At 74.4% G+C, this 18,838-nt stretch carries 20 protein-coding genes; 5 read left to right on the plus strand and 15 right to left on the minus strand.

Going from position 1 to position 18,838, the window contains the following annotated elements; translation table 11 throughout:
- Window positions 1-32: 32 nt before the first annotated feature.
- Complete coding sequence (locus ASD06_RS11415; RefSeq protein ID WP_082537961.1) at window positions 33-923, minus strand: 1-acyl-sn-glycerol-3-phosphate acyltransferase; 891 nt, start codon at window positions 921-923, stop codon at window positions 33-35.
- Between the two features lie 175 nt (window positions 924-1,098).
- On the opposite strand from ASD06_RS11415, the gene ASD06_RS11420 reads away from it, so the two are divergent.
- Genes ASD06_RS11420 through ASD06_RS11430 form a run of 3 tightly spaced genes read left to right on the plus strand, consistent with a single transcriptional unit; the run spans window position 1,099 to window position 3,727 of the window.
- Window positions 1,099-1,845: an alpha/beta fold hydrolase gene (locus ASD06_RS11420; protein ID WP_157371666.1), complete on the plus strand. Its 747-nt coding sequence runs from the start codon at window positions 1,099-1,101 to the stop codon at window positions 1,843-1,845.
- Window positions 1,846-1,849: 4 nt separating this feature from the next.
- Window positions 1,850-2,443 (plus strand): hypothetical protein, encoded by a 594-nt coding sequence (locus tag ASD06_RS11425; RefSeq protein WP_056677383.1) that lies wholly within the window; start codon window positions 1,850-1,852, stop codon window positions 2,441-2,443.
- A gap of 30 nt (window positions 2,444-2,473) precedes the next feature.
- The gene (locus ASD06_RS11430) at window positions 2,474-3,727 is read left to right on the plus strand and encodes a TIGR00300 family protein (protein WP_056677385.1); all 1,254 of its coding nucleotides are present in this window, start codon (window positions 2,474-2,476) and stop codon (window positions 3,725-3,727) included.
- Here ASD06_RS11430 and ASD06_RS11435 read toward each other — a convergent pair.
- The 8 genes from ASD06_RS11435 to ASD06_RS11470 form a co-directional block, all read right to left on the minus strand.
- Window positions 3,693-4,436 (minus strand): endonuclease/exonuclease/phosphatase family protein, encoded by a 744-nt coding sequence (locus ASD06_RS11435; RefSeq protein ID WP_056677387.1) that lies wholly within the window; start codon window positions 4,434-4,436, stop codon window positions 3,693-3,695. The genes ASD06_RS11430 and ASD06_RS11435 overlap by 35 nt on opposite strands.
- Window positions 4,429-5,457, minus strand: coding sequence for an ROK family glucokinase (locus ASD06_RS11440; protein ID WP_056677389.1), 1,029 nt, complete (start codon window positions 5,455-5,457; stop codon window positions 4,429-4,431). The genes ASD06_RS11435 and ASD06_RS11440 overlap by 8 nt, the downstream gene beginning before the upstream one ends.
- Window positions 5,454-6,401, minus strand: coding sequence for an ROK family glucokinase (locus tag ASD06_RS11445; protein WP_056677391.1), 948 nt, complete (start codon window positions 6,399-6,401; stop codon window positions 5,454-5,456). Before ASD06_RS11445 ends, ASD06_RS11440 begins: the two co-directional genes overlap by 4 nt.
- Window position 6,402: 1 nt before the next feature.
- On the minus strand, window positions 6,403-6,846 hold the full coding sequence (locus ASD06_RS11450; RefSeq protein ID WP_157371667.1) for a hypothetical protein: 444 nt from the start codon (window positions 6,844-6,846) through the stop codon (window positions 6,403-6,405).
- Entirely contained in the window at window positions 6,843-8,039 is a 1,197-nt protein-coding gene (locus ASD06_RS11455) for an ArsA family ATPase (protein WP_056677397.1), read from the minus strand. Before ASD06_RS11455 ends, ASD06_RS11450 begins: the two co-directional genes overlap by 4 nt.
- 6 nt (window positions 8,040-8,045) lie before the next feature.
- Window positions 8,046-8,495, minus strand: coding sequence for an SRPBCC family protein (locus ASD06_RS11460; protein WP_056677401.1), 450 nt, complete (start codon window positions 8,493-8,495; stop codon window positions 8,046-8,048).
- A gap of 105 nt (window positions 8,496-8,600) precedes the next feature.
- Window positions 8,601-9,008: a hypothetical protein gene (locus ASD06_RS11465; protein WP_056677404.1), complete on the minus strand. Its 408-nt coding sequence runs from the start codon at window positions 9,006-9,008 to the stop codon at window positions 8,601-8,603.
- The gene (locus tag ASD06_RS11470) at window positions 9,005-9,433 is read right to left on the minus strand and encodes a polyketide cyclase / dehydrase and lipid transport (protein ID WP_200942092.1); all 429 of its coding nucleotides are present in this window, start codon (window positions 9,431-9,433) and stop codon (window positions 9,005-9,007) included. The genes ASD06_RS11465 and ASD06_RS11470 overlap by 4 nt, the downstream gene beginning before the upstream one ends.
- A 162-nt stretch (window positions 9,434-9,595) precedes the next feature.
- Here ASD06_RS11470 and ASD06_RS11475 point away from each other — a divergent pair, with 162 nt between their 5' ends.
- Window positions 9,596-11,383 (plus strand): long-chain fatty acid--CoA ligase, encoded by a 1,788-nt coding sequence (locus ASD06_RS11475; RefSeq protein WP_056677407.1) that lies wholly within the window; start codon window positions 9,596-9,598, stop codon window positions 11,381-11,383.
- A 113-nt stretch (window positions 11,384-11,496) separates the two neighbouring features.
- Window positions 11,497-12,723, plus strand: a complete 1,227-nt coding sequence (locus ASD06_RS11480) for a hypothetical protein (protein WP_157371668.1) — start codon at window positions 11,497-11,499, stop codon at window positions 12,721-12,723.
- On the opposite strand, the gene ASD06_RS11485 is transcribed toward ASD06_RS11480, so the two are convergent.
- The 6 genes from ASD06_RS11485 to ASD06_RS11510 all read right to left on the minus strand — a co-directional run bounded on the left by ASD06_RS11485 (window position 12,696) and on the right by ASD06_RS11510 (window position 18,796).
- Window positions 12,696-13,853 (minus strand): glycosyltransferase family 4 protein, encoded by a 1,158-nt coding sequence (locus ASD06_RS11485; RefSeq protein ID WP_056677410.1) that lies wholly within the window; start codon window positions 13,851-13,853, stop codon window positions 12,696-12,698. The two genes, ASD06_RS11480 and ASD06_RS11485, sit on opposite strands and share 28 nt — an antisense overlap.
- Window positions 13,854-13,897: 44 nt before the next feature.
- On the minus strand, window positions 13,898-14,338 hold the full coding sequence (locus ASD06_RS11490) for an OsmC family protein (RefSeq protein WP_056677414.1): 441 nt from the start codon (window positions 14,336-14,338) through the stop codon (window positions 13,898-13,900).
- Window positions 14,339-14,429: 91 nt separating this feature from the next.
- Window positions 14,430-15,710, minus strand: coding sequence for a M48 family metalloprotease (locus ASD06_RS11495; protein WP_056677417.1), 1,281 nt, complete (start codon window positions 15,708-15,710; stop codon window positions 14,430-14,432).
- The gene (locus ASD06_RS11500; protein ID WP_157371669.1) at window positions 15,707-17,134 is read right to left on the minus strand and encodes a hypothetical protein; all 1,428 of its coding nucleotides are present in this window, start codon (window positions 17,132-17,134) and stop codon (window positions 15,707-15,709) included. The genes ASD06_RS11495 and ASD06_RS11500 overlap by 4 nt, the downstream gene beginning before the upstream one ends.
- 35 nt (window positions 17,135-17,169) lie before the next feature.
- Window positions 17,170-17,352: a hypothetical protein gene (locus ASD06_RS11505; RefSeq protein WP_056677821.1), complete on the minus strand. Its 183-nt coding sequence runs from the start codon at window positions 17,350-17,352 to the stop codon at window positions 17,170-17,172.
- A 118-nt stretch (window positions 17,353-17,470) separates the two neighbouring features.
- Window positions 17,471-18,796 carry an NYN domain-containing protein gene (locus ASD06_RS11510; protein ID WP_056677422.1) on the minus strand — a complete coding sequence of 442 codons (1,326 nt, stop codon included), beginning with the start codon at window positions 18,794-18,796 and terminating at the stop codon, window positions 17,471-17,473.
- Window positions 18,797-18,838 lie beyond the last annotated feature (42 nt).

Here is an 18,838-nt window from a genome sequence, read left to right on the forward strand (position 1 = left end):
TGCGGACGACAGTGACCGACGTGACTTCGGTGCTACTTGGGGTCGACTTGGCTGCGGTCGACGCCGGCCTGGTCGCCAGCCTCACCGAGGTCGGCGACGGCGTCCGTGGGCTCGCCGACGTCGTGCGTGCTGTCAGCCGCGACGTCGGTGTCGACCCCGGCGTCGAGCGGCGCCTCGAGGTCCTGCGGGGCGTCGTCCTCGTCCTCGGGGTCGCCGGGCAGCGACACGGTCTTACCGCGCTTGGCCGCCGCGAGCCGCTCCTTCATCGATGCCGCGTAGACGTCGACGTACTCCTGGCCGCCCAGCTGCATCAGCTCGTACATGATCTCGTCGGTGATCGAGCGCAGCACGAAACGGTCGCCCTCGAGACCCTCGTAGCGGGAGAAGTCCAGCGGCTTGCCGATGCGCACGCCGATTCGGGTGATGCGCGGAAGCTTGCGGCCGATCGGCTGCGCCTTGTCGGTGCCCACCATCACGACGGGGATCACGGGGACCCCACCCTCGAGCGCCATGCGGGCCACGCCGGTCTTGCCCCGGTAGAGCCGCCCGTCGGGCGAGCGGGTGCCCTCGGGGTAGATGCCCAGCAGGTCACCCCTGCGCAGCACCTTCAACCCGGTGCGCAGCGCGGCCTCGCTGGCCCGGCCGCCCGAGCGGTCGACCGGCAGCTGGTCGGCGAGCTTGAAGAACAGCGCCGTCGCCCGGCCCTTCGCGCCCCGGCCGGTGAAGTAGTCGGCCTTGGCGAGGAACGTGACCTTCCGGTCGAGCAGCAGCGGCAGGAAGATCGAGTCGGAGAACGACAGGTGGTTGCTCGCGAGGATCGCGCCGCCCTCGGTGGGCACGTTGTCGACCCCGGTGACCCACGGCCGGAAGATCAGCCGGAGCAGCGGACCCAGCACGATCGTCTTCATCACCCAGTAGAACACCGGCCCGCTCCTCCCCTCGTGGCTCGTGTGGGTCGCTCGTCCGCGTCGGCGCGGCACGGTTCAGGTCGTTGCCCCGGTCACAACTGTCGCACGAACTCTAGGGCACCTCTCGACCACGGCCACGGGGCGTGGAACGATGCTGCGAAGGCCGGCGGAAGACCGTGAAGGAGCCCACGTGCCCGTGATGCCCGGCGCCGAGCCGTTCGCCCACGACGGTGGTGACACCGGCGTGCTGCTGTGCCACGGGTTCACCGGCACTCCGCAGAGTCTGCGGCCCTGGGCGAGCGCGCTCGCCGCGGCCGGCCACACCGTGCGACTGCCCCGGCTGCCCGGTCACGGCACGAGCTGGCCGGAGATGAACCGCACCGAGTGGCCGGACTGGTTCGCCGAGGTCGACCGGGCGCTCACCGAGCTCGTCGGCCGGTGCGACCGCGTGTTCGTGGGAGGCCTGTCGATGGGCGGCGCCCTCGCCCTGCGCCTCGCCCAGACCCGGCCCGCCGACGTCACCGGCCTGATGCTGGTCAACCCCGCCGTCACGCTGGGCGACCCCCGACTCAAGGCGCTGCCGGTGCTCAAGCACCTCGTGCCCTCGCTCGCGGGCATCGCCAGCGACATCGCCGCGTCGGGTAGCACCGAGCTGGCCTACGACCGCACCCCCCTCAAGGCGCTGCACTCGTTCGTGCGCGCCATGCGCGAGGTCGCCCGCGACCTGCCGCAGGTGACCCAGCCGCTGCTGCTCATGCACTCACCGCAGGACCACGTCGTGCCGGTCGCCAGCTCCGAGCTCGTGCTGGCCCGGGTGTCGAGCAAGGACGTCACCGAGCTGCTGCTCGAGCGCAGCTTCCACGTCGCGACCCTGGACCACGACGCGGACCTCATCGAGCGCGAGAGCCTCGCCTTCGTCCAGCGGCTGACAGGCTGACGCCATGGCCCCCGAGCGCGACCACTCCGGAGGCGACGCGGACCTCGATGCCGCGTTCGCGGAGATCATTGCGGGCTGGGACACCGAGACGACCGACCCCGTGCCGCGCTGGCCTGCGTCGGAGGACACCGACACCCCGGCACCGCCCCGCGACCAGCCACCCGGGGCGTCGTCGATGGAGCAGATCCGCTACGTCCGCGACCACGGGCTGCCCACCCCGGAGCCGACCACCACGCAGCCGCCCGACCGCACTGGCGACAGGGCTGACGACGGGGCTAGTGACAGGGCTGACGACGGCGCCCGGCCGGTGGCTCCGACACCGGGCCCCCGCGACTGGGAGCTCGCCGAGGCAGGTGACGACCACTACCAGCCGCCCGAGCCGCCACCCCTCCCGCGCACCGACCTTTTCACCGGGCTGGCCTGGGCCGGGGTGCTGCTCGGTCCGGTGTTCCTGCTGTGCGCAGGGCTGTTCTGGCGGGACACGAGCCGGCTGTGGCTGGGACTGGCCGCCCTGGCGTTCATCGCCGGCTTCGCCGTCCTGGTGCTGCGGCTGCCCCCGACCCGCGACGACGGCGACGACGACGGCGCGGTGGTCTGAGCCGACCCGAGGGTCTGGCAGGATCGGCGCGTGGCTGCTTCGGAGACCGTGGAGATCACTGGGCACCTGCTCGACAGCGGCGTGCTGTCGCGGTGCGTCGACGACGTCCGCTCGCTCGGCGGCGACTACGTCATCGAGCGGTTCGACGTCGGCAAGGACCACCACGACGAGTCGTACGCGCGGATCAGGCTGACCGCCGACGACGAGCAGCTGCTCGACTCGATCGTCATGCGGCTCAACACCTACGGCATCAACCTGGCCCACCCGGGCGATCCGACGCTGCGCGAGGTGAGCGCGGACGGCGTGTTCCCCGCCGACTTCTACTCCACCACCAACCTCGACACCCAGGTGCGCCTCGACGGCCGCTGGGTCGACGTCGCCCAGCCCGAGATGGACTGCGGCCTGCTCGTCACGGGCGATCCCGGCTCGCGGCGCGTGCGCACGGTGCCGGTGAGCGACGTGCGCACCGGTGACCTCGTCGTGTGCGGAGCATCCGGCGTGCGCGTGATCCAGCCGACACCGGATTTCCCCGACGACGGCCAGGTGTTCGAGTTCATGAACTCCGAGGTCTCCAGCGAGAAGCCGCAGGCGCTGCTCGTGCGCCAGATCGCTCAGGAGATGCGGACGGTCAAGGAGTCGGGCCGCAACGTGCTGTGGGTCGCCGGGCCGGCCGTGATCCACACCGGCGCCGCTCCGGCGATGGTCGCGCTGGTCGAGGCCGGATTCGTCGACGTCCTGTTCGGCGGCAACGCGATCGCGACGCACGACATCGAGTCCGCCCTCTACGGCACCTCGCTCGGCGTCGACCTGTCGAAGGGCCGCGGCGTCGAGCACGGTCACGAGCACCACATCCGCGCGATCAACCAGATCCGCGCCGCGGGGTCGATCGGCGCCGCGGTGGAGTCCGGGGTGCTCACCTCCGGCGTGATGCACGCGCTGGTGCGCGCCGGCAAGCCGTTCGTGCTCGTCGGTTCGGTGCGCGACGACGGCCCGCTGCCGGACGTCGTCACCGACGTCATCGTGGGTCAGCGGCGCATGCGTGAGGCCCTCGACGGCGTCGGCTTCGCGATCATGGTCGCGACCATGCTGCACTCGGTGGCGACCGGCAACCTGCTGCCGGCCTCGGTGCCGCTGGTGTGCGTCGACATCAACCCCGCCACCGTGACCAAGCTGGCCGACCGCGGGTCGTCGCAGGCGCGCGGCGTGGTGACCGACATCGGGTTGTTCCTCGAGCAGCTGGCCGGTGAGCTCAACCCTGGATGGCGCGAACGCGCCCCCCACTGAGGCGCAGGTCGACGACGACGGGCCGGTGGTCGCTCGCGGCGGTGAGCACGTCGGCGTCCAGGCCTTCACTGGCCCCGGCCACGTGGACGCCGACCACCTCGACTCCCGGCCCGACGAAGACCGCGTCGATGCGGCTGCGCGGACGCCGCGCCGGGAAGGTCGCGGCGCCCGTCGCGGCCACGTCGTGCAGCTGGGCGCCCAGCGCCGTCCACGAGGGGCCGCCCGGTAGCTCGTTGAGATCACCGGCGACCACGAGCGGCCCGGGCTGCGCCGCCCAGCGCTCGAGCACCCTGCCGACGTGACGCACCCGCTCCTCGGCCCGCAGCGACAGGTGCACCGACACCACGGTCAGCCGGGCGCCGTCCGCGGTGGCCACCGTCGCGGCCGCGACGCCGCGCCGCCGCGTCAGCCACCCCGTCACCGGCAGGCGGTGCGCCGCGGCCTCGACGACGTCCAGCCGCGGGTGCACGAGCACGGCGGTGCCGCCGCTGGCCCGGCCGCCACTGACCCAGCGCAGCGCGCTCTCGCGCGCCAGCCGGCGCAGCCGGTGCGCCGTGAGCGGCCGGCGCGGCGCCTCCTGCAGGCACAGGACGTCCGGGCGGCACGCGCGCACCACGTGGGCGACGGCGTCGCGGTCGTCGAGCAGGTCGCGCACGTTGTAGGTGACGACCCGGACGACGGCGCGACGATCCGGCGCCCGCTCAGCCACGCGGTCGTGTGCGGCGGGGACGACGCCGCCGCCGGAACAGCCGCGAGTGGTCGCGCGCGAGGTCGGCCGCCCCGATCAGGCCGGCGTCGTTGCCGAGCTCGGCGCGCACGATCCGCGCCTCGGGCCGAAAGCCACGACCGGTCAGCTGACGCCGGAAGGCCTCGCGGGCCGGCGCCAGCAGCAGCTCGCCCGCCTCCGACACGCCACCACCGATGACGAACAGCGCCGGATCGAACGCGGCCGCGAGGTTCGCCAGGCCGACACCCAGCCAGCGGCCGACGTCGTCGAACAGCTCGCCGGCCGCCGGGTCGCCGTCCTTGGCGGCGGCGGTGACCAGCGGCCCGGTGATGCGAGCCGGATCGCCGTCGACGCGGTCGAGCAGCCCGTGGGCCACTGGCGAGCGCGCTGCCGCGAGCTCGCGCGCCTCGCGCACCAACGCGTTGCCGCTGGCGTACTGCTCCCAGCACCCCCGGTTGCCGCACTCGCAGCGGTGGCCGCCCGGCACGACCTGCAGGTGCCCGAACTCCCCCGCGACGCCGAAGCTGCCGCGGAACAGCCGACCGTCGACGAGCACGCCACCACCGATGCCGGTGCCGAGGTTGACCCCCACGATGATCGGCTCGCCCTGCCCGGCACCAAAGCGCGCCTCGGCCCACAGGGACGCGTTGGCGTCGTTCTCGACGACCACGGGCAGGCCCACGCGCCGGCGCATGGCGTCCCGCAGCGGCTCATGGCGCCACGACAGGTGCGGCGCGAACAGCACCGACGACTGCGTCGCGTCGACGAAGCCCGCGGCACCGATGCCGACGGCGATGGCCTGCCGGTGACCGCGCAGCTCCTCGATCACCTCCGCGATGGTGTCCTCGACCACCTGCGGGCTCTGGCTGCGGTGCGGGGTCTCGCGGCGCGCGCGGTGCAGCACGCGGCCGTCGACGTCGACCAGCCCACCCGCCACCTTCGTGCCGCCGATGTCGATCCCGATCGCCGGCCGCGACCAGACCGCGCGCGCCGGCTCGTTCACGACCGCGTGCGCGCCAGGTCGGCCGCACCGATCATGCCGGCCGCGTTGCCCAGCGTGGCCGCCTCCACCTCGATGGGTGGCCGGTGCGAGCGTCCGGTGAGCTGACGGCCCAGCGCCGCGCGCGCCGGCTCGATCAGCAGGTCGCCGGCCTCGACGACGCCGCCGCCGACGACGAACAGCGCCGGGTCGAGCACCGCGGCCACCGATGCCATGCCCTCGCCGAGCCACCGACCGAGGTCGGCCAGCAGCTCGACCGCGGCCGCGTCCCCCTCGGCCGCCGCGGCGGTGATCATCTGCCCGCGCAGCCGGGCCGGGTCGCCGTCGCACAACTCGATGAGCCGGGCCGCGTAGACGCTGCCGGAGGCCACCAGGTCGCGCCCCTCGCGCTCGAGCGCCGAACCGCTCGCGTACTGCTCCCAGCAGCCGCGGTTGCCGCAGCCGCACCGGATGCCGTCGGGCACGACCCGCAGGTGCCCCAGCTCGCCGCCGACGCCCACGTGGCCGCGCAGCAGCCGGCCGTCGACGACGATGCCTCCGCCGAGCCCCGTGCCGACGGTGACCAGCACGGCGTCGTCGACGTCGCGGGCCGTGCCGAAGGTGAACTCGCCCCACGCGGCGGCGTTGGCGTCGTTCTCGACCACCACGGGCAGATCGATGCGCGCGGCCAGCTCGTCGCGCAGTGGCTCCTCGCGCCAGGCCAGGTTGGGTGCGAAGAGCACGATGCCGCGGTGGGCGTCGACGAAGCCCGCCGCCGCGACACCCACCGCCTCGACGTCGTGATCGCGGCGCAGCTCGGCGACGGCGTCGGTCACCTCGCGCTCGATCGCGTCGGGGTCGGACGCCTGGGTCTCGCGCCGCGTCGTCGCGAGCAGCGTCCCCTTCTCGTCGACCACGCCAGCGGCGATCTTCGTGCCGCCGATGTCGACGCCGATCGTCAGACCCATCTCAGTGCCCCTCCTGTGACTCGACGTCCTCGCTACCCGATGCACCCGACTCGGCGGCGCGCTCGCCGTCGTCGACCGGAATGCGGACGCTACGCGGTCGGTGTGCGCGGCCGGACGGCTGGTCACCATGCGAGCGCGCGGGCGGTGCGTCCTCACGCGCCAGCTCGCGCAGCGCCGCGGCCACCGACTCGGCCGCGGTGACCAGGTGCGCCAGCACCTCCGGACGCAACGCGTGCACCGCCGCCACGCCACGACACAGCGGGCAGTAGCGGCAGGTGCCGGACGACGCCGGCTCGCCGCCAGGTGCTGCCTGCGCCGACGGTGCAGACGTGTCGTCCTGCGAGCGCCCTGCCCACCAGGCGTGCACCGCCTCGGCGAGCCGGGCGGCCTCGTCTGCGGCCGAGCCCAGCGGCTCGCGACCGGCGCCGTCGGCGGGGGCGCTCACGAGGCGGGCCACAGGTCGGCGTCGGGGACGAAACGCACGTGCAGCGCCTCGCCCACGAAGCGCGCACCGGCCACGTCGCACCGCCGCAGCACCGACGGCAGGGCGAGCACGCGCCGCAGGGATCCCACGCCGACCACCAGCTCGTCGTCGCGGCGCGCCAGCTCGACGTCACCGGCGCGGGTGAGGGGCAGCCGCAGCACCAGCTCGTAGGTGTCGTCGAGCCGCTCGACGCGCAGCGGCTCGTGGCCCTCCGGCGCCTCCAGCAGTCCCTCGACCCCAGCGGCACCGACGACGTCGGCGCCCAGAGCCGCGAGCGCGTCGACTCCCACGGGCTCCTCCGGCTGGTAGCCGAGCAGGCTCACCGGCAGCGCGCCGAACGAGTCGCGCACCTCGGCGAGCACCCCGGCCTGCGCCTGCACCCAGCGCTGCTGCCAGGCCGATCCCGGACCGTCGGGGATCACCCGGTTGGCGACGGCGCCGTCGACGACGAAGCCGTGCAGCGACAACGCGGTGAGAGTGCGGCGAGCCTCCGCGAGCACCACCGCCTCGGGAGTGAGCACCAGCCGCACGGACGCCTGTGGCGAGCGCACGACGGACAGCGCGTCGTGCAGCTCAGCGCGCAGTCGCAGCAGGGCCGCGAGCACGTCTCGCCCGGGAGCCGGCACGCCGGCGGCCAGCCCGACGGCGGGTGCGAGAGCCCGGGCGAGCCGGCGGTGGGCCGGCACCAGGCGGTCGACGAAGCGACCCAGCGCCTCCGGCAGGGCCAGCAGGCGCAGCGTGTCGGCCGTGGGCGCGCAGTCGACGACGACGAGGTCCCACGCAGCGTCCGCAGCGTGCTCGCGCAGGGCCAGCAGCGTCGCGACGTCGTCGGCACCGGGCAGGGCGGCGAGCTCGTCGGCGTCAGCGGGGTCGACGTCGAGCGCCGCCAGGGCGTCGACCAGGTAGGTCCGCACCGCGCTCCAGCTGCCGGCGAGCCGGGCTCGGGTGTCGACCTGCACGGCCGACAGCCCCGGCTCGATCTCGTGCACGGCGTCGCGTGCGAGGTCGACACCCAGCGCGTCGCCCAGGGAGTGGGCGGCGTCCGTCGACACCACGAGGGTCTTGACCCCCTGGCGCGCCGCGTGGGCAGCGGTCGCGGCCGACACGGTGGTCTTGCCCACCCCGCCTTTGCCGGTGAACACCAGGACGCGCACGAGCGATCAGCCCTCGGCCCGCTTCTTCAGCTCCTGCAGGGCGGTCGAGATGATGCCCTTCTCAGCCTTGCGCTTGAGCATGCCGAGCATCGGGATGCGCACGTCGACGGCGAGCTGGTACGTCACCGTCGTCGGGCCACCCGGCTCGCCGGACAGGGTGTAGCTGCCGTCGAGCGCCTTGAGGACGTTCTCGGCCTCGACCAGCCACCAGCTGACGGTGCCGGTGCCGACCTTGGCGACCTTCCAGGCGTACTCCAGGACGTAGGTGTCCTTGATGGCGCCGGCGTCGAGCTCGAACCGCACCTGCTTGGCCCGGCCACCCGCACCGCGCGCGAGCACCTCGGCGGACTTCACGGCGCCGGTCCACTCGGGGTAGGCGTCGAAGTCCGCGATGAGGGCGAGGACGTCGACCGGAGCCGCCTCGACGACCGTGCTCGACTCGGTGCGGTCAGCCATCTGCGGTGCCCTTCGTCGGCGATGCGTCCGGAACGTCCGGTGCGGGGCCGCCACCGGTCGCTCCGAAGGCTACCGGGCGCCGCCGGGCGGCCAGCAGGTGCGGGACTACAGCAGGTGGCCGACGACGGTCAGGACGAGGACGAACCCCAGGACCAGCGCCACCAGCAGTGCCACGACGGCGCCCGCTCGCGCTGCGCGGGACGTCGGCAGCGCCGACGCACTGGTGCGCTGGGTCGCCCGCAGCTCGGCCAGCATGCGCTCGGCGACAGCATCGACGTCGACCGCGGCACGGTCTGCCGACTCCGACTCCGACTCCGACCCCGACTCTGACTCTGACGCTGACTCCGGCCGCGACTCCGGCTCCGGTTCGGGGTCCGGCTCGGGGTCCGGCTCGGGGTCCGGCTCGGGACGCAGCGTGGAGTAGCACTGCAGGCACCAGGGCACGGACTGGCGCACCGCCGCACCGCACGACGGGCAGCTCGCCGGCAGGTCGTCCGAAGGGGCGTGCGTCATCGGGCCAGGCTCTCCTCTGTCTGCTGAGGGCGGTCGCGGTGCACGTCGGCAGCAACGGCCTGGTCCTTGACCTCCAGCGCGTCCTTGAGGGCGTGCACGACGCGCTTCCAGGCCTGGGCACGCCGCCGCCGCTCGCGGTCGACCGCTCGTGCGGCCGTGGTCGCCCCACCCGCACCGGGGATCTCGCACCGCAGGTAGCAGTGGACGATCACGCCGTCACGCCACGGTTCGAGCCACACCTCGGCCGTGCCGACGAGCGCGCCCCGCACCCGCCACTGCCGGCCCTTGACCCCGCGGTCGCGCGTCGTCGTCAGCTGCAGGTCGGGCCACCACCCCCGCCACCGCTCGGGGTCGGCCACCACCTCGGCCAGCCGCTCGGGAGCGGCCACGACGAAGGTGTCGTCGACGAGGTCGATGGCGGGCACCGCCCCAGCATCGCGCACCCGTGCGGTCCGAGGTGCCCCCTGGGCCCGCCGAGGACTGCGACACTGGGGACGACGACAGCGGCCACGACGCTGTCGGCCAGCCGTGACCTGGACCCTACTCGCCGGTAGGGTCGGGGCTCCCCCCTCGCAAGGAGGCACCCTGTGGCCGAGTTCTCCGTTCCCGCGCTGGTCGCCGAGCCCACCACCGGGAACACCAGCTCGCTGGTGGTCAAGCACGCCGCGCAGAGCCCCGACCGCGTGCTGTTCAGCCGCCGCGTGCAGGGCCGCTGGCAGGACGTCACCGCCGCCGAGTTCGCCACTCAGGTGCAGCAGGTCGCCCTGGGCCTGATCGCCGCGGGGATCCAGCCCGGCGACCGCGTGGCCCTGATGAGCAAGACGCGCTACGAGTGGACGCTCGTCGACTTCGCCATCTGGTCGGCCGGTGCCATCACGGTGCCGATCTACGAGACGTCCTCCGCCGAGCAGGTCTCGTGGATCCTCAGCGACTCCGGCGCGGTCGCGTGCGTCGTCGAGACGGCCTCGCACGCCAAGACCGTCGGCTCGGTGCGCCAGGAGCTCCCCGAGCTCTCGGACGTCTGGCAGATCGACGCCGGTGGCCTCGACGACGTCATCGCCGCCGGGGCCGACCAGGACGCCCACGCCGTCGACGAGCGGCGCGCGGCGGCCCGTCCGGACGACATCGCGACCCTCATCTACACCTCCGGCACCACCGGCCGGCCCAAGGGCTGCGAGCTCACCCACCTCAACTTCATGGCGCTGTGCGACAACGCGGTGGCGCGGCTCAACCAGGTGGTGAGCGCCGAGGGCGCCTCGACGCTGCTCTTCCTCCCGCTCGCCCACGTGTTCGCGCGGTTCATCCAGGTGCTGACCGTGACGGCCGGGGCCCGGTTGGGCCACACCGCCGACATCAAGAGCCTGCTCGACGACCTCGCGGAGTTCCAGCCGACCTTCGTGCTCTCGGTGCCCCGCGTGTTCGAGAAGATCTACAACTCCGCCGAGGCCAAGGCCGAGGGCGAGGGCAAGGGCCGGATCTTCCACGCTGCGGCCGACACCGCCGTGGCGTGGAGCAAGGCGCAGCAGGAGGGCGGCGGCGGCCTGGGCCTGCGCCTCAAGCACGCGGTGTTCGACAAGCTGGTGTACGCGAAGCTGCGCGCAGCCATGGGCGGCCACGTGCAGTACGCGGTGTCGGGTGGCGCACCGCTCGGCGAGCGCCTCGGCCACTTCTTCCGCGGCGCCGGGATCACGGTGCTCGAGGGCTACGGCCTCACCGAGACCACGGCGCCCACCACGGTGAACACCCCCGACCTGATCAAGATCGGCACCGTCGGGCCGCCGCTGCCCGGCAACTCGGTGCGCATCGCCGACGACGGCGAGGTGCTCATCAAGGGCCCGCACGTCATGAAGGGCTACTGGAACAACGAGCAGGCCACGGCCGAGGCCCTGGCCGGCGGGTGGTTCCACAGCGGCGACCTCGGGACGCTCGACTCCGACGGCTACCTGCGCATCACCGGCCGCAAGAAGGAGATCCTCGTGACCGCGGGCGGCAAGAACGTCGCGCCGGCGGTGTTGGAGGACCGCATCCGCGCGCACCCGCTGGTGTCGCAGTGCATCGTCGTCGGCGACCAGAAGCCGTTCATCGGGGCGCTCATCACCCTCGACGCCGAGATGCTGCCGGTCTGGCTGTCGAACAACGGCCTGTCGGCGATGGACGTCGACACCGCTGCGGGCGACGCCGCCGTGCAGGCGGAGGTGCAGCGCGCCGTCGACGACGCCAACCGGGCGGTGAGCAAGGCAGAGTCGATCCGCAAGTTCCGGATCCTGCCGGTCGACTTCACCGAGGAGGGCGGCTACCTCACGCCGTCACTGAAGCTCAAGCGCAGCGTGGTGATGAAGGACTTCGCCGGCGAGGTCGAGGAGCTGTACCGCTGAATCCCACAGCAGCCGCGGCCAGCCTGCTGGTCGTCTGGCTCGGATACTTCACCGCGCTCCAGTGGAGCGTCGTCCGGTACCGGCTCGGCATCGTCGTCGTCCTGACCAGCGCCATGGTGCTGCTGGCCACGGCGCTGCTGCGTCGGTGGCGGCTGGGCGCCCTGCCCCGTCCGGTGCTCGCCGGCGCGCTGGTCGTGGCCTTCGTCGTGGCCGAGGCCGTCCCGTTCTTCAGCCACGCCGATGCCGGGCACCGCCGGCTGCTCGCTCACCTGGTCGCTGCCGCCACGCTGCTCGCCGCGGCCGCGCTGGCGCTGCCCGAGCCGCTCGGGCGGCTGACCGCCGCTGTGGTGGCGGCGCTCGGCGTCGTGGCCGTCGCCGTCGCGACGATCGCCGTGGTGCCCGCGCCACGCATCGACGTCTGGGTGACCCTGCAGCAGGCCGCCGACGGCTTGGCGCACGGCCACAACATGTACGCGATGACGTGGCAGAACTCGCCTGGCATCCAGGACGCGTTCACCTACCTGCCCTGGACGGCCGTGCTGCTGGCTCCCGGTCGCTGGCTCGCCGGTGACGTGCGGTGGGCCCTGCTCGTGGCCTTGCTCGTGGGGCTCGCCTGCACGGCACTGCTCGCACCGCGCGCGGCCGACGCGCCGCCCGCGCCGCGGTGGTCGGCCCTGTCGCTCGGCGCCGCCACGCTCCTCGCGCTCGCCCCTGGCGCCGTCACGCAGGCCGAGCAGGCCTGGACCGAGCCGCTGCTGTTCGCGTGCCTCGCCGGCTGGGCGCTCCTCGTGCAACGCCGCCGGGCCTGGTGGGCCGTGCTGCCGCTCGCGCTCGGCTGCGCCAGCAAGCAGCACCTCGCGGTGCTGCTACCCGTGCTGGCCTGCTGGCCGGCGTTCGGCTGGCGCCGCGCGGTGGCGAGCGGCGGGCTCGCCGGGCTGCTCGTGCTGCCCTGGTTCGTCGTCTCCCCCGGCGACTTCTGGCACGACACCGTCTCGCTGCTGGTGTCGTTCCACCCGATCAGGTTCGCGAACACCTGGTTCATCGCCGCGCGCACCGAGCTGGGCTGGACGCCCCCGTTCTGGCTCACCGGCCTGGTGGTGCTCAGCGTCCTCGTGGGCGCGTGCGTAGCGGTGTGGCGGCGCCGTCCGGACCTGCCCGAGCTGCTCGGCTGGCTGGCGCTGGTGCTGCTGGTGGCCAACCTGGTCAACAAGCAGGCCTTCTACAACCAGTACTGGCTGGTGGGCGCGCTCGTCGCGCTCGCGGTGGCGGCGTCGCCCGTGTCACCGGCACGGCGAGCGGCCGCGCCCTCGAGTCAGCCGAGCTCGCGCGAGACCGGCTGACCGGCCAGCAGCGCTTGCAGCCGCAGCGCGAGGTCGTCCCAGCGCCACTGCGCCGCCACCCACTCGCGGCCGCGCCGGCCGAAGCGCTCGGCCAGCGCCCGGTCCTCGAGCAAGGTGGCGACCCGGTCGGCCACGGCTTCGACCGAACGGCCCGGCACCACGAAGCCGTTCTCGCCCTCCAGCACGGCGTCCGGAGCCCCGCCGGAGTCGCCCACGACCACCGGCAGCTGCGTGGCGGCCGCCTCGAGGTAGCAGATGCCGAGGGCCTCCGGCTCCAGACCCATCAGCCGCGTGCGGGTCGGCATGGCGAAGACGTCGCCGGCGTCGTAGTACGCCGGCGTGCGCTGCCAGGGAACGCGGCCGGTGAGCACCACGTCGTCCTGCAGGCCCAGCGCGGCGACGCGACGCTCGACGGACCGGCGGTGCGGGCCGTCGCCGACCAGCAGCAGGGCGGCGTCCGGCACGCGCCGACGGATCAGCGGCAGCGCCTCCACGAGCACGTCCTGCCCCTTGCGCGCCACCATGCGCGAGATGCAGACGACCACCGGCCGGCCGCCCAGGCCGAGCTCGGCCCGCACCTCGGCGCCGCCTGACCCCGGCCGGAACACCGTGTCGTCGACCCCTGGCGTGAGCTGGACCATCCGAGCCCGGGCCGACGGCGTGAGTGGCCGCTCGATGCGCGAGCGGCAGTACTCACCGAGGTAGGTGAGGACGTCGTTGCGCTCGCCGATGCGCCGCAGCAGCTGCCGGGCCCCCGGCACCGACGACCACCAGATCTCGTGGCCGTGGGTCGTGGCCACGGTGCGGCTGACGCCCGCTCGGCGCAACGTCGGGGCCATGAGGCCGAGCGGTGCCGCCGCGCCGAACCACACGCGGTCGCAGCCGCGTGAGCGGGCGATCTCGGCGCTGCGCCGGGCGATCTGCGGCGTCGGCAGCATGATCGGCGACGGGTCGCGCACGACCTCGAAGTCCAGCTGCGCGTCGTACTCGGCGTCGCCGCGCTGTCGCGCGGTGTGCACGACCACATCGGCGGCGGCCATCCGCTGGGCCATGGCGAGCACGAACGACTCGATGCCGCCGGTGCGGGGCGGGAAGTCGTTGGTGACGATCAGCGTGCGTCCGGTGGCCACACCGTGACCCTACTGACCGCCACCACCGACTCCCGCGGCCCCGGCTACTGCTCGAGCGCGGCGTCCAAGGTGATCTCGACGCCGGTCAGCGCCTTGCTCACCGGGCAGCTGGCCTTGGCCTCCTCGGCCGCGCGGGCGAAGCCGTCGGCGTCCAGTCCGTCGACCTCGCCGCGCACGGTCAGCGTGATGCCGGTGAGCCGGAACCCGCCGGCCGGGTCGGGCCCGAGGCTGACGTCGGCGCGCACGTCGAGGGACTGCGGTGTGCCGCCGGCCTGGGCGACGAGCGCCGACAGCTGCATCGCGTAGCACGACGAGTGCGCCGCCGCGATGAGCTCCTCCGGGCTGGTCGTCCCGCCCGCGTCGTCAGCGGCGCGCTTCGGGAACGACACCTCGTAGGTGCCGACGCCCGAGCTGGTGAGCTCGACCTGACCGGAGCCCTCGTTGAGGGTGCCGTTCCAGGCCGTGCGAGCGGTACGGGTGGGCATGCTGATCTCCTTCGCCTCGACGACACGACCGTGCGCTCCTCACCGTAGGAGGCGTCACGACGAACCGCAGGACGGGGCGCGCTGCATCGCCTCAGCGCACGGGCGGTGGCGCCGGCAGGTCGTGCTGCTGCGCCCACGCTCGAGCCAGCGCCACCCGCCACGGTGGCGAGGGGTGGGTCTCGAACAGCAGCTCGCGATACCACCGCGGCTGCAGGTCACTGATGTTGGCCACCGCGAGCTGGCGCTGCATGGCCGCGAAGGTGACGGGGTCGCGGGTCAGCTCCAGCGCGTGGACGTCGGCACTGGCCTCGATCCGCCGCGACACCAGGGTGCTGGCGGGCGCGGCGAGGAGGCTGCCGGCGGACAGCAGGGCGAGAAGCAGCGCCACCGCCCGCGGGTCGCCGACGCCGGCGGCGCCCGACCGGCGCCACCACCAGCGCCGTCGGCTCAGCAGCGCGAGCGCCACCACGGCCCACGCGGCACCCAGCGCGCCGAGCGCGGTGCCACGGGCGACGTCGTGGTGTGCGACGTGGCCCAGCTCGTGGGCCACCACGAGCTCGACCTCGCGCTCGTCGGCGCGGCGCAGCAGGGTGTCGTAGACGACCAGGCGGCGGGTGGCGCCGAGGCCCGACACGTAGGCGTTCTCGGCCGTGGTGCGCCGTGAGGCGTCGGCCACGAGGACGTCGCGCACCGGCTGCCCGTCGCGGGCGGCGAGCTGCAGCAAGGCCGTGCGCTGGGCGGACGGCGGCATCGACCGGAAGTCGTTGGTCAACGGCTCGACGACGAGCGGGTAGAGCACGGAGCCGATGACGACGAGCGCGGCCGCCGCCGCGGCGGCGGGCAGCCACCATCCCGACGGCCAGCGGCGCGCGAACCCCACGACCAGCACCAGACCGAGGGCGGTGACCACCGCGCTCAGCGCCGTCGCCTTCAGCACGTCGAGCGACCACGCCGGCCAGGCCTGCGTCGACAGCCCGTACCGGCGCAGCACCACCTCGGCGGCGGCCGACAGCGGCAGGGCCACCACCGTCGTGACGGCCGTGAGCGCGACCGTCCCGCCGACCACCGTGGCGACCCACGAGCCGCCCAGGCGGCGGCCGCACCACGCGACCAGCCGGCCACCGGCCGGCGTCAGGCCCAGCGCCAGCGTCACCAGCAGCACGAGTGCCACGCGCGGATAGGTCCACACCCGCAGGTCGGCGTGGAACGCCGTGTCACGGGCCAGCTGCGCGGAGGTGAAGTCGCGGGCCGGCATCGGGTCGACACCCGGGTAGGTCGACCACGGCACCACCACGACCGCGACGGCCACCAGCGCCACCGTCAGCACCCCGAGCACCGCCCAGGGGGCGAGGCGCTGCGCGCGCGCCGTCACGGTCGGGCCAGCCGGTTGACGTAGCGCAGCCAGTCACGGGTGAAGGCCGCGGTCGTGGTGCCCAGCACCCGGCGGAAGGCCGACTCGAGCTGCTGCTCGGGGTCCGGCGCGCTGCCGTCGGTCGGGGCGGTGGCCGCTCGGCGGTACAGGGCGACCAGCTGGTCGGTGCCGTAGGTGTCGGCGATCAGCGAGCAGGCCAGCCACGACGCCGAGTACGACGGCGCGATGGTCGTGCGGGTCGGGTCGAAGTCGTCGGATGACGGCAGGTGCGTGGGGCCGTGACCGGCCCGCACCTGCGCCAGGAGGTCGCCCGCGCCGACCCGCCGGCTCACCCCCGTGCCGGAGTAGCCGACGAAGTCGGCGAAGCCCTCCGACAGCCAGATGGGGACGGCCGACGTCGTGCTCTGGCGCACCGCGACGTGGGTCATCTCGTGGGTCAGCACGACCCGACGACCGGTACTGCCGAGCCGGGCGAACGCGGCGGGGTTGATGACCACGCGGTCGTTTCCGGCACGACCGCTGGGCTCGGCTGCGCCCGAGCCACCGCCGAGGTCGCCGGTCGTCACGGCGGCCACCTGGTCGAGGCCGGCGTCGTCGCGCAGCAGCAGCTGCCCGAACTCGTGCTGTCCGCGCGGGGCGACCAGCACGGCCTTGCGGCTCCACCGGGTGCCCCAGACGCCGCTGACCTGCCGCACCGCGCGGTCGCCGAGCGTCGCGTACTGGCGCAGCGTCGCCGGCGCCGCGGTGCCCAGCACGAGGACGTGGTCGCCGCGGGCCACGTGAACCGCTCCGAGGTCCCACGGCTGCGGCGCCGTGCCGCCGTCGCTCGTCGAGGCGACGAACCACTGCGTGTCGCGCCGCACGACCGTGAGGTCCTGCTCGGCGTACGACGTGGTCGTGTCGAAACCGCGCAGCCGGTAACCGGCCAGCACCCGGGCGACCCAGGCCTCGCCGCCGAGCTCGCGCCGTCGCTGGGACGACAAGTCAGGGGCTCGCCCGACGTACTGGTAGCTCCAGTCGCTGAACGGCACGCCGGCGAGGTGGTCGAACACCGCGCCCTGCGCGTTCTGGAAGCGCGGATCGCGCGGGTCGACGGTCGCCAGCCAGGCCGCGCGATCGTGGGTGAGCACCGCGTGCCGTCGGGCGGCGAGCAGGGCGGTCAGTGCGTCGAGCTGCTGCTGGTCACGGTCAGGCGCCGGCGTCGCCGAGTCGCCCGGCGGCCCGCTCGTGCTGGGGCGCGGCCGGGTCGCCGAGGCGCCGTTCGAGCCGACCACCCCGGCCAGGGCCAGCGCGAGCACCGCGACGCCTGCCAGCACCAGGACGACCACCGACGCCCACCGCCCCACCCTGCGCGACCCCCACGGGGGGCGGCGGCCTCCGGAGTCGGGCACGGGACGCTCGGCAGGCGCGGGCGTCTGGGTCACCGCGTCATCGTAAGCACGAGCACCGGCGACGGCCCTCAGCCCGTCGCGCGGCGAAGGCGCAACGGGGGCACCAGCCCGGTGTCGGCCAGGACGCCGATCGCCGCCTGCTCGGCGGCGTCGAGCTCGACGCCCTCCGGCGGCGCGCCGAGCAGCACGGTGACCACGCAGTCACCGCAGGCGAGCCCTCGGACCTGGCAGCTGTCGCAGTCGATGTGCATCGCAGTCACCTCCTCCGCTTCGGCCGGCACCGTGCCGACCTCACTGACGGCGACGCTAGACGCGGGGTCTGACAACCACGAGACGACGCCCGGACGAGGTGGGTCGCGCGGCGCCGGGTCAGCCGCGGTCGAGGAGCCGGGCCAGCGCAGGGCTGGGCACCGGACGCGCCCCTGCCGCACGCACGCCGTCCGCTACCTCCCGGTCGCTGGACACGACCACGACGACCCGCCCCCGCGGCTCGGCCCGCACCAGGCGCCGGATCAGGTCGTCGGCGATCTCTCCCGGCGTGCTGAAGCGCACCCGCACGCCCCGCGCCGCCGGCGGGGTGACCCGCCCCTCGACCACCGCGCCGTCGAAGCAGCAGGTGATCTCCGCCCGCGTGCGCGCCTGCAACGTCGACAGGCCCGACACCAGGCGGCTGCGCTGGTCAGCGAGGGGCAGGTCGCCGTACGCGCTCTTGGTGACGTTGTAGCCGTCGACGATCAGGTGGGCGCGCGGCAGCGAGAGCAGCTCGGCCAGCACGCTCGGGTCGTCGTCCGCTCGGGCCCGGACCGGTGGCCTCGCCGTCCCGGCCTGCTCCTCACCGGCCGCCTCCCCCACCAGGTCGGCGGGCAGGACGTCAGCAGGTGCCAGACCCAGCTCCCGGCGCAGCCCCGTGGCCGCCTCCACGACGGTGTCGAGGAGCAGCCGAGCCCGCGAACCGGCCAGCGAGCGCCCTTCACGGTCAGCGCGGCGCAGCGCCTCGAGGGCCTCACGGCTGCGCTCCAGCTCGGCCTCGGCCCGAAGGGCCCGCTGCTCGGCGGACTGCGCAGCGCGCTCGGCCTGCTCGACCGCACCGGCGGCGTCCTGCGCCGTGCTGCGTGCCTGCGACCGGGCCCGGTCGGCGTCCGAGCGGTGCCGACGCAGCTCGCGGCGCACGGCGGCCAGCTCGTCGGTGAGATCCTGGCGCTCGGCGGCCACCTCAGCGCGCAACCGCTGCAGCTCGGCCTGGGCGTCGTCGAGCGCGCGGGTCAGCCGCTCGACCTCGCGCTGCGCGCTCACCGACTCAGCCCGGGACGCCTGATCGCGCACGGCCTGCAACGCGGTCTGCAGCTGGTCGGGCCAGGGCGGTGAGCGCAGGAGGTACACCACGGCCGCCACCTCGACCGGGTCACCGGCCGGCACGCTCGCGCCGGCGTCCAGCGTCTGCGTGAGGTCGGGCTCGGCCTCGCGCACCGCGGCGGCGACGCTCGAGCGGAAGCTCTCGTCGCGCTCGAGCGCGGTCGCCAGCGGAGTCGCCCCGGCGCTCGCTCGGCGTCCAGGAGCGAACCGGCGCACCTGCACCAGGCTCGACGGCACCTCGGCGTCCGGCAGCGCGCCGAGGGCGGCAGCGGCCAGCTCCAGCACGCGCCGGCGCACGGCGTCCGGCAGCGCCGCTGGCCCGGACCCGGCGTCGCACGACACGGTGGCAGCCTAGGTCAGCGCGCCTCGCCGGGACTGTCGGCA

This window comes from Angustibacter sp. Root456 (assembly GCF_001426435.1).
In the GTDB taxonomy this organism is placed as follows: Bacteria; Actinomycetota; Actinomycetes; order Actinomycetales; family Angustibacteraceae; genus Angustibacter.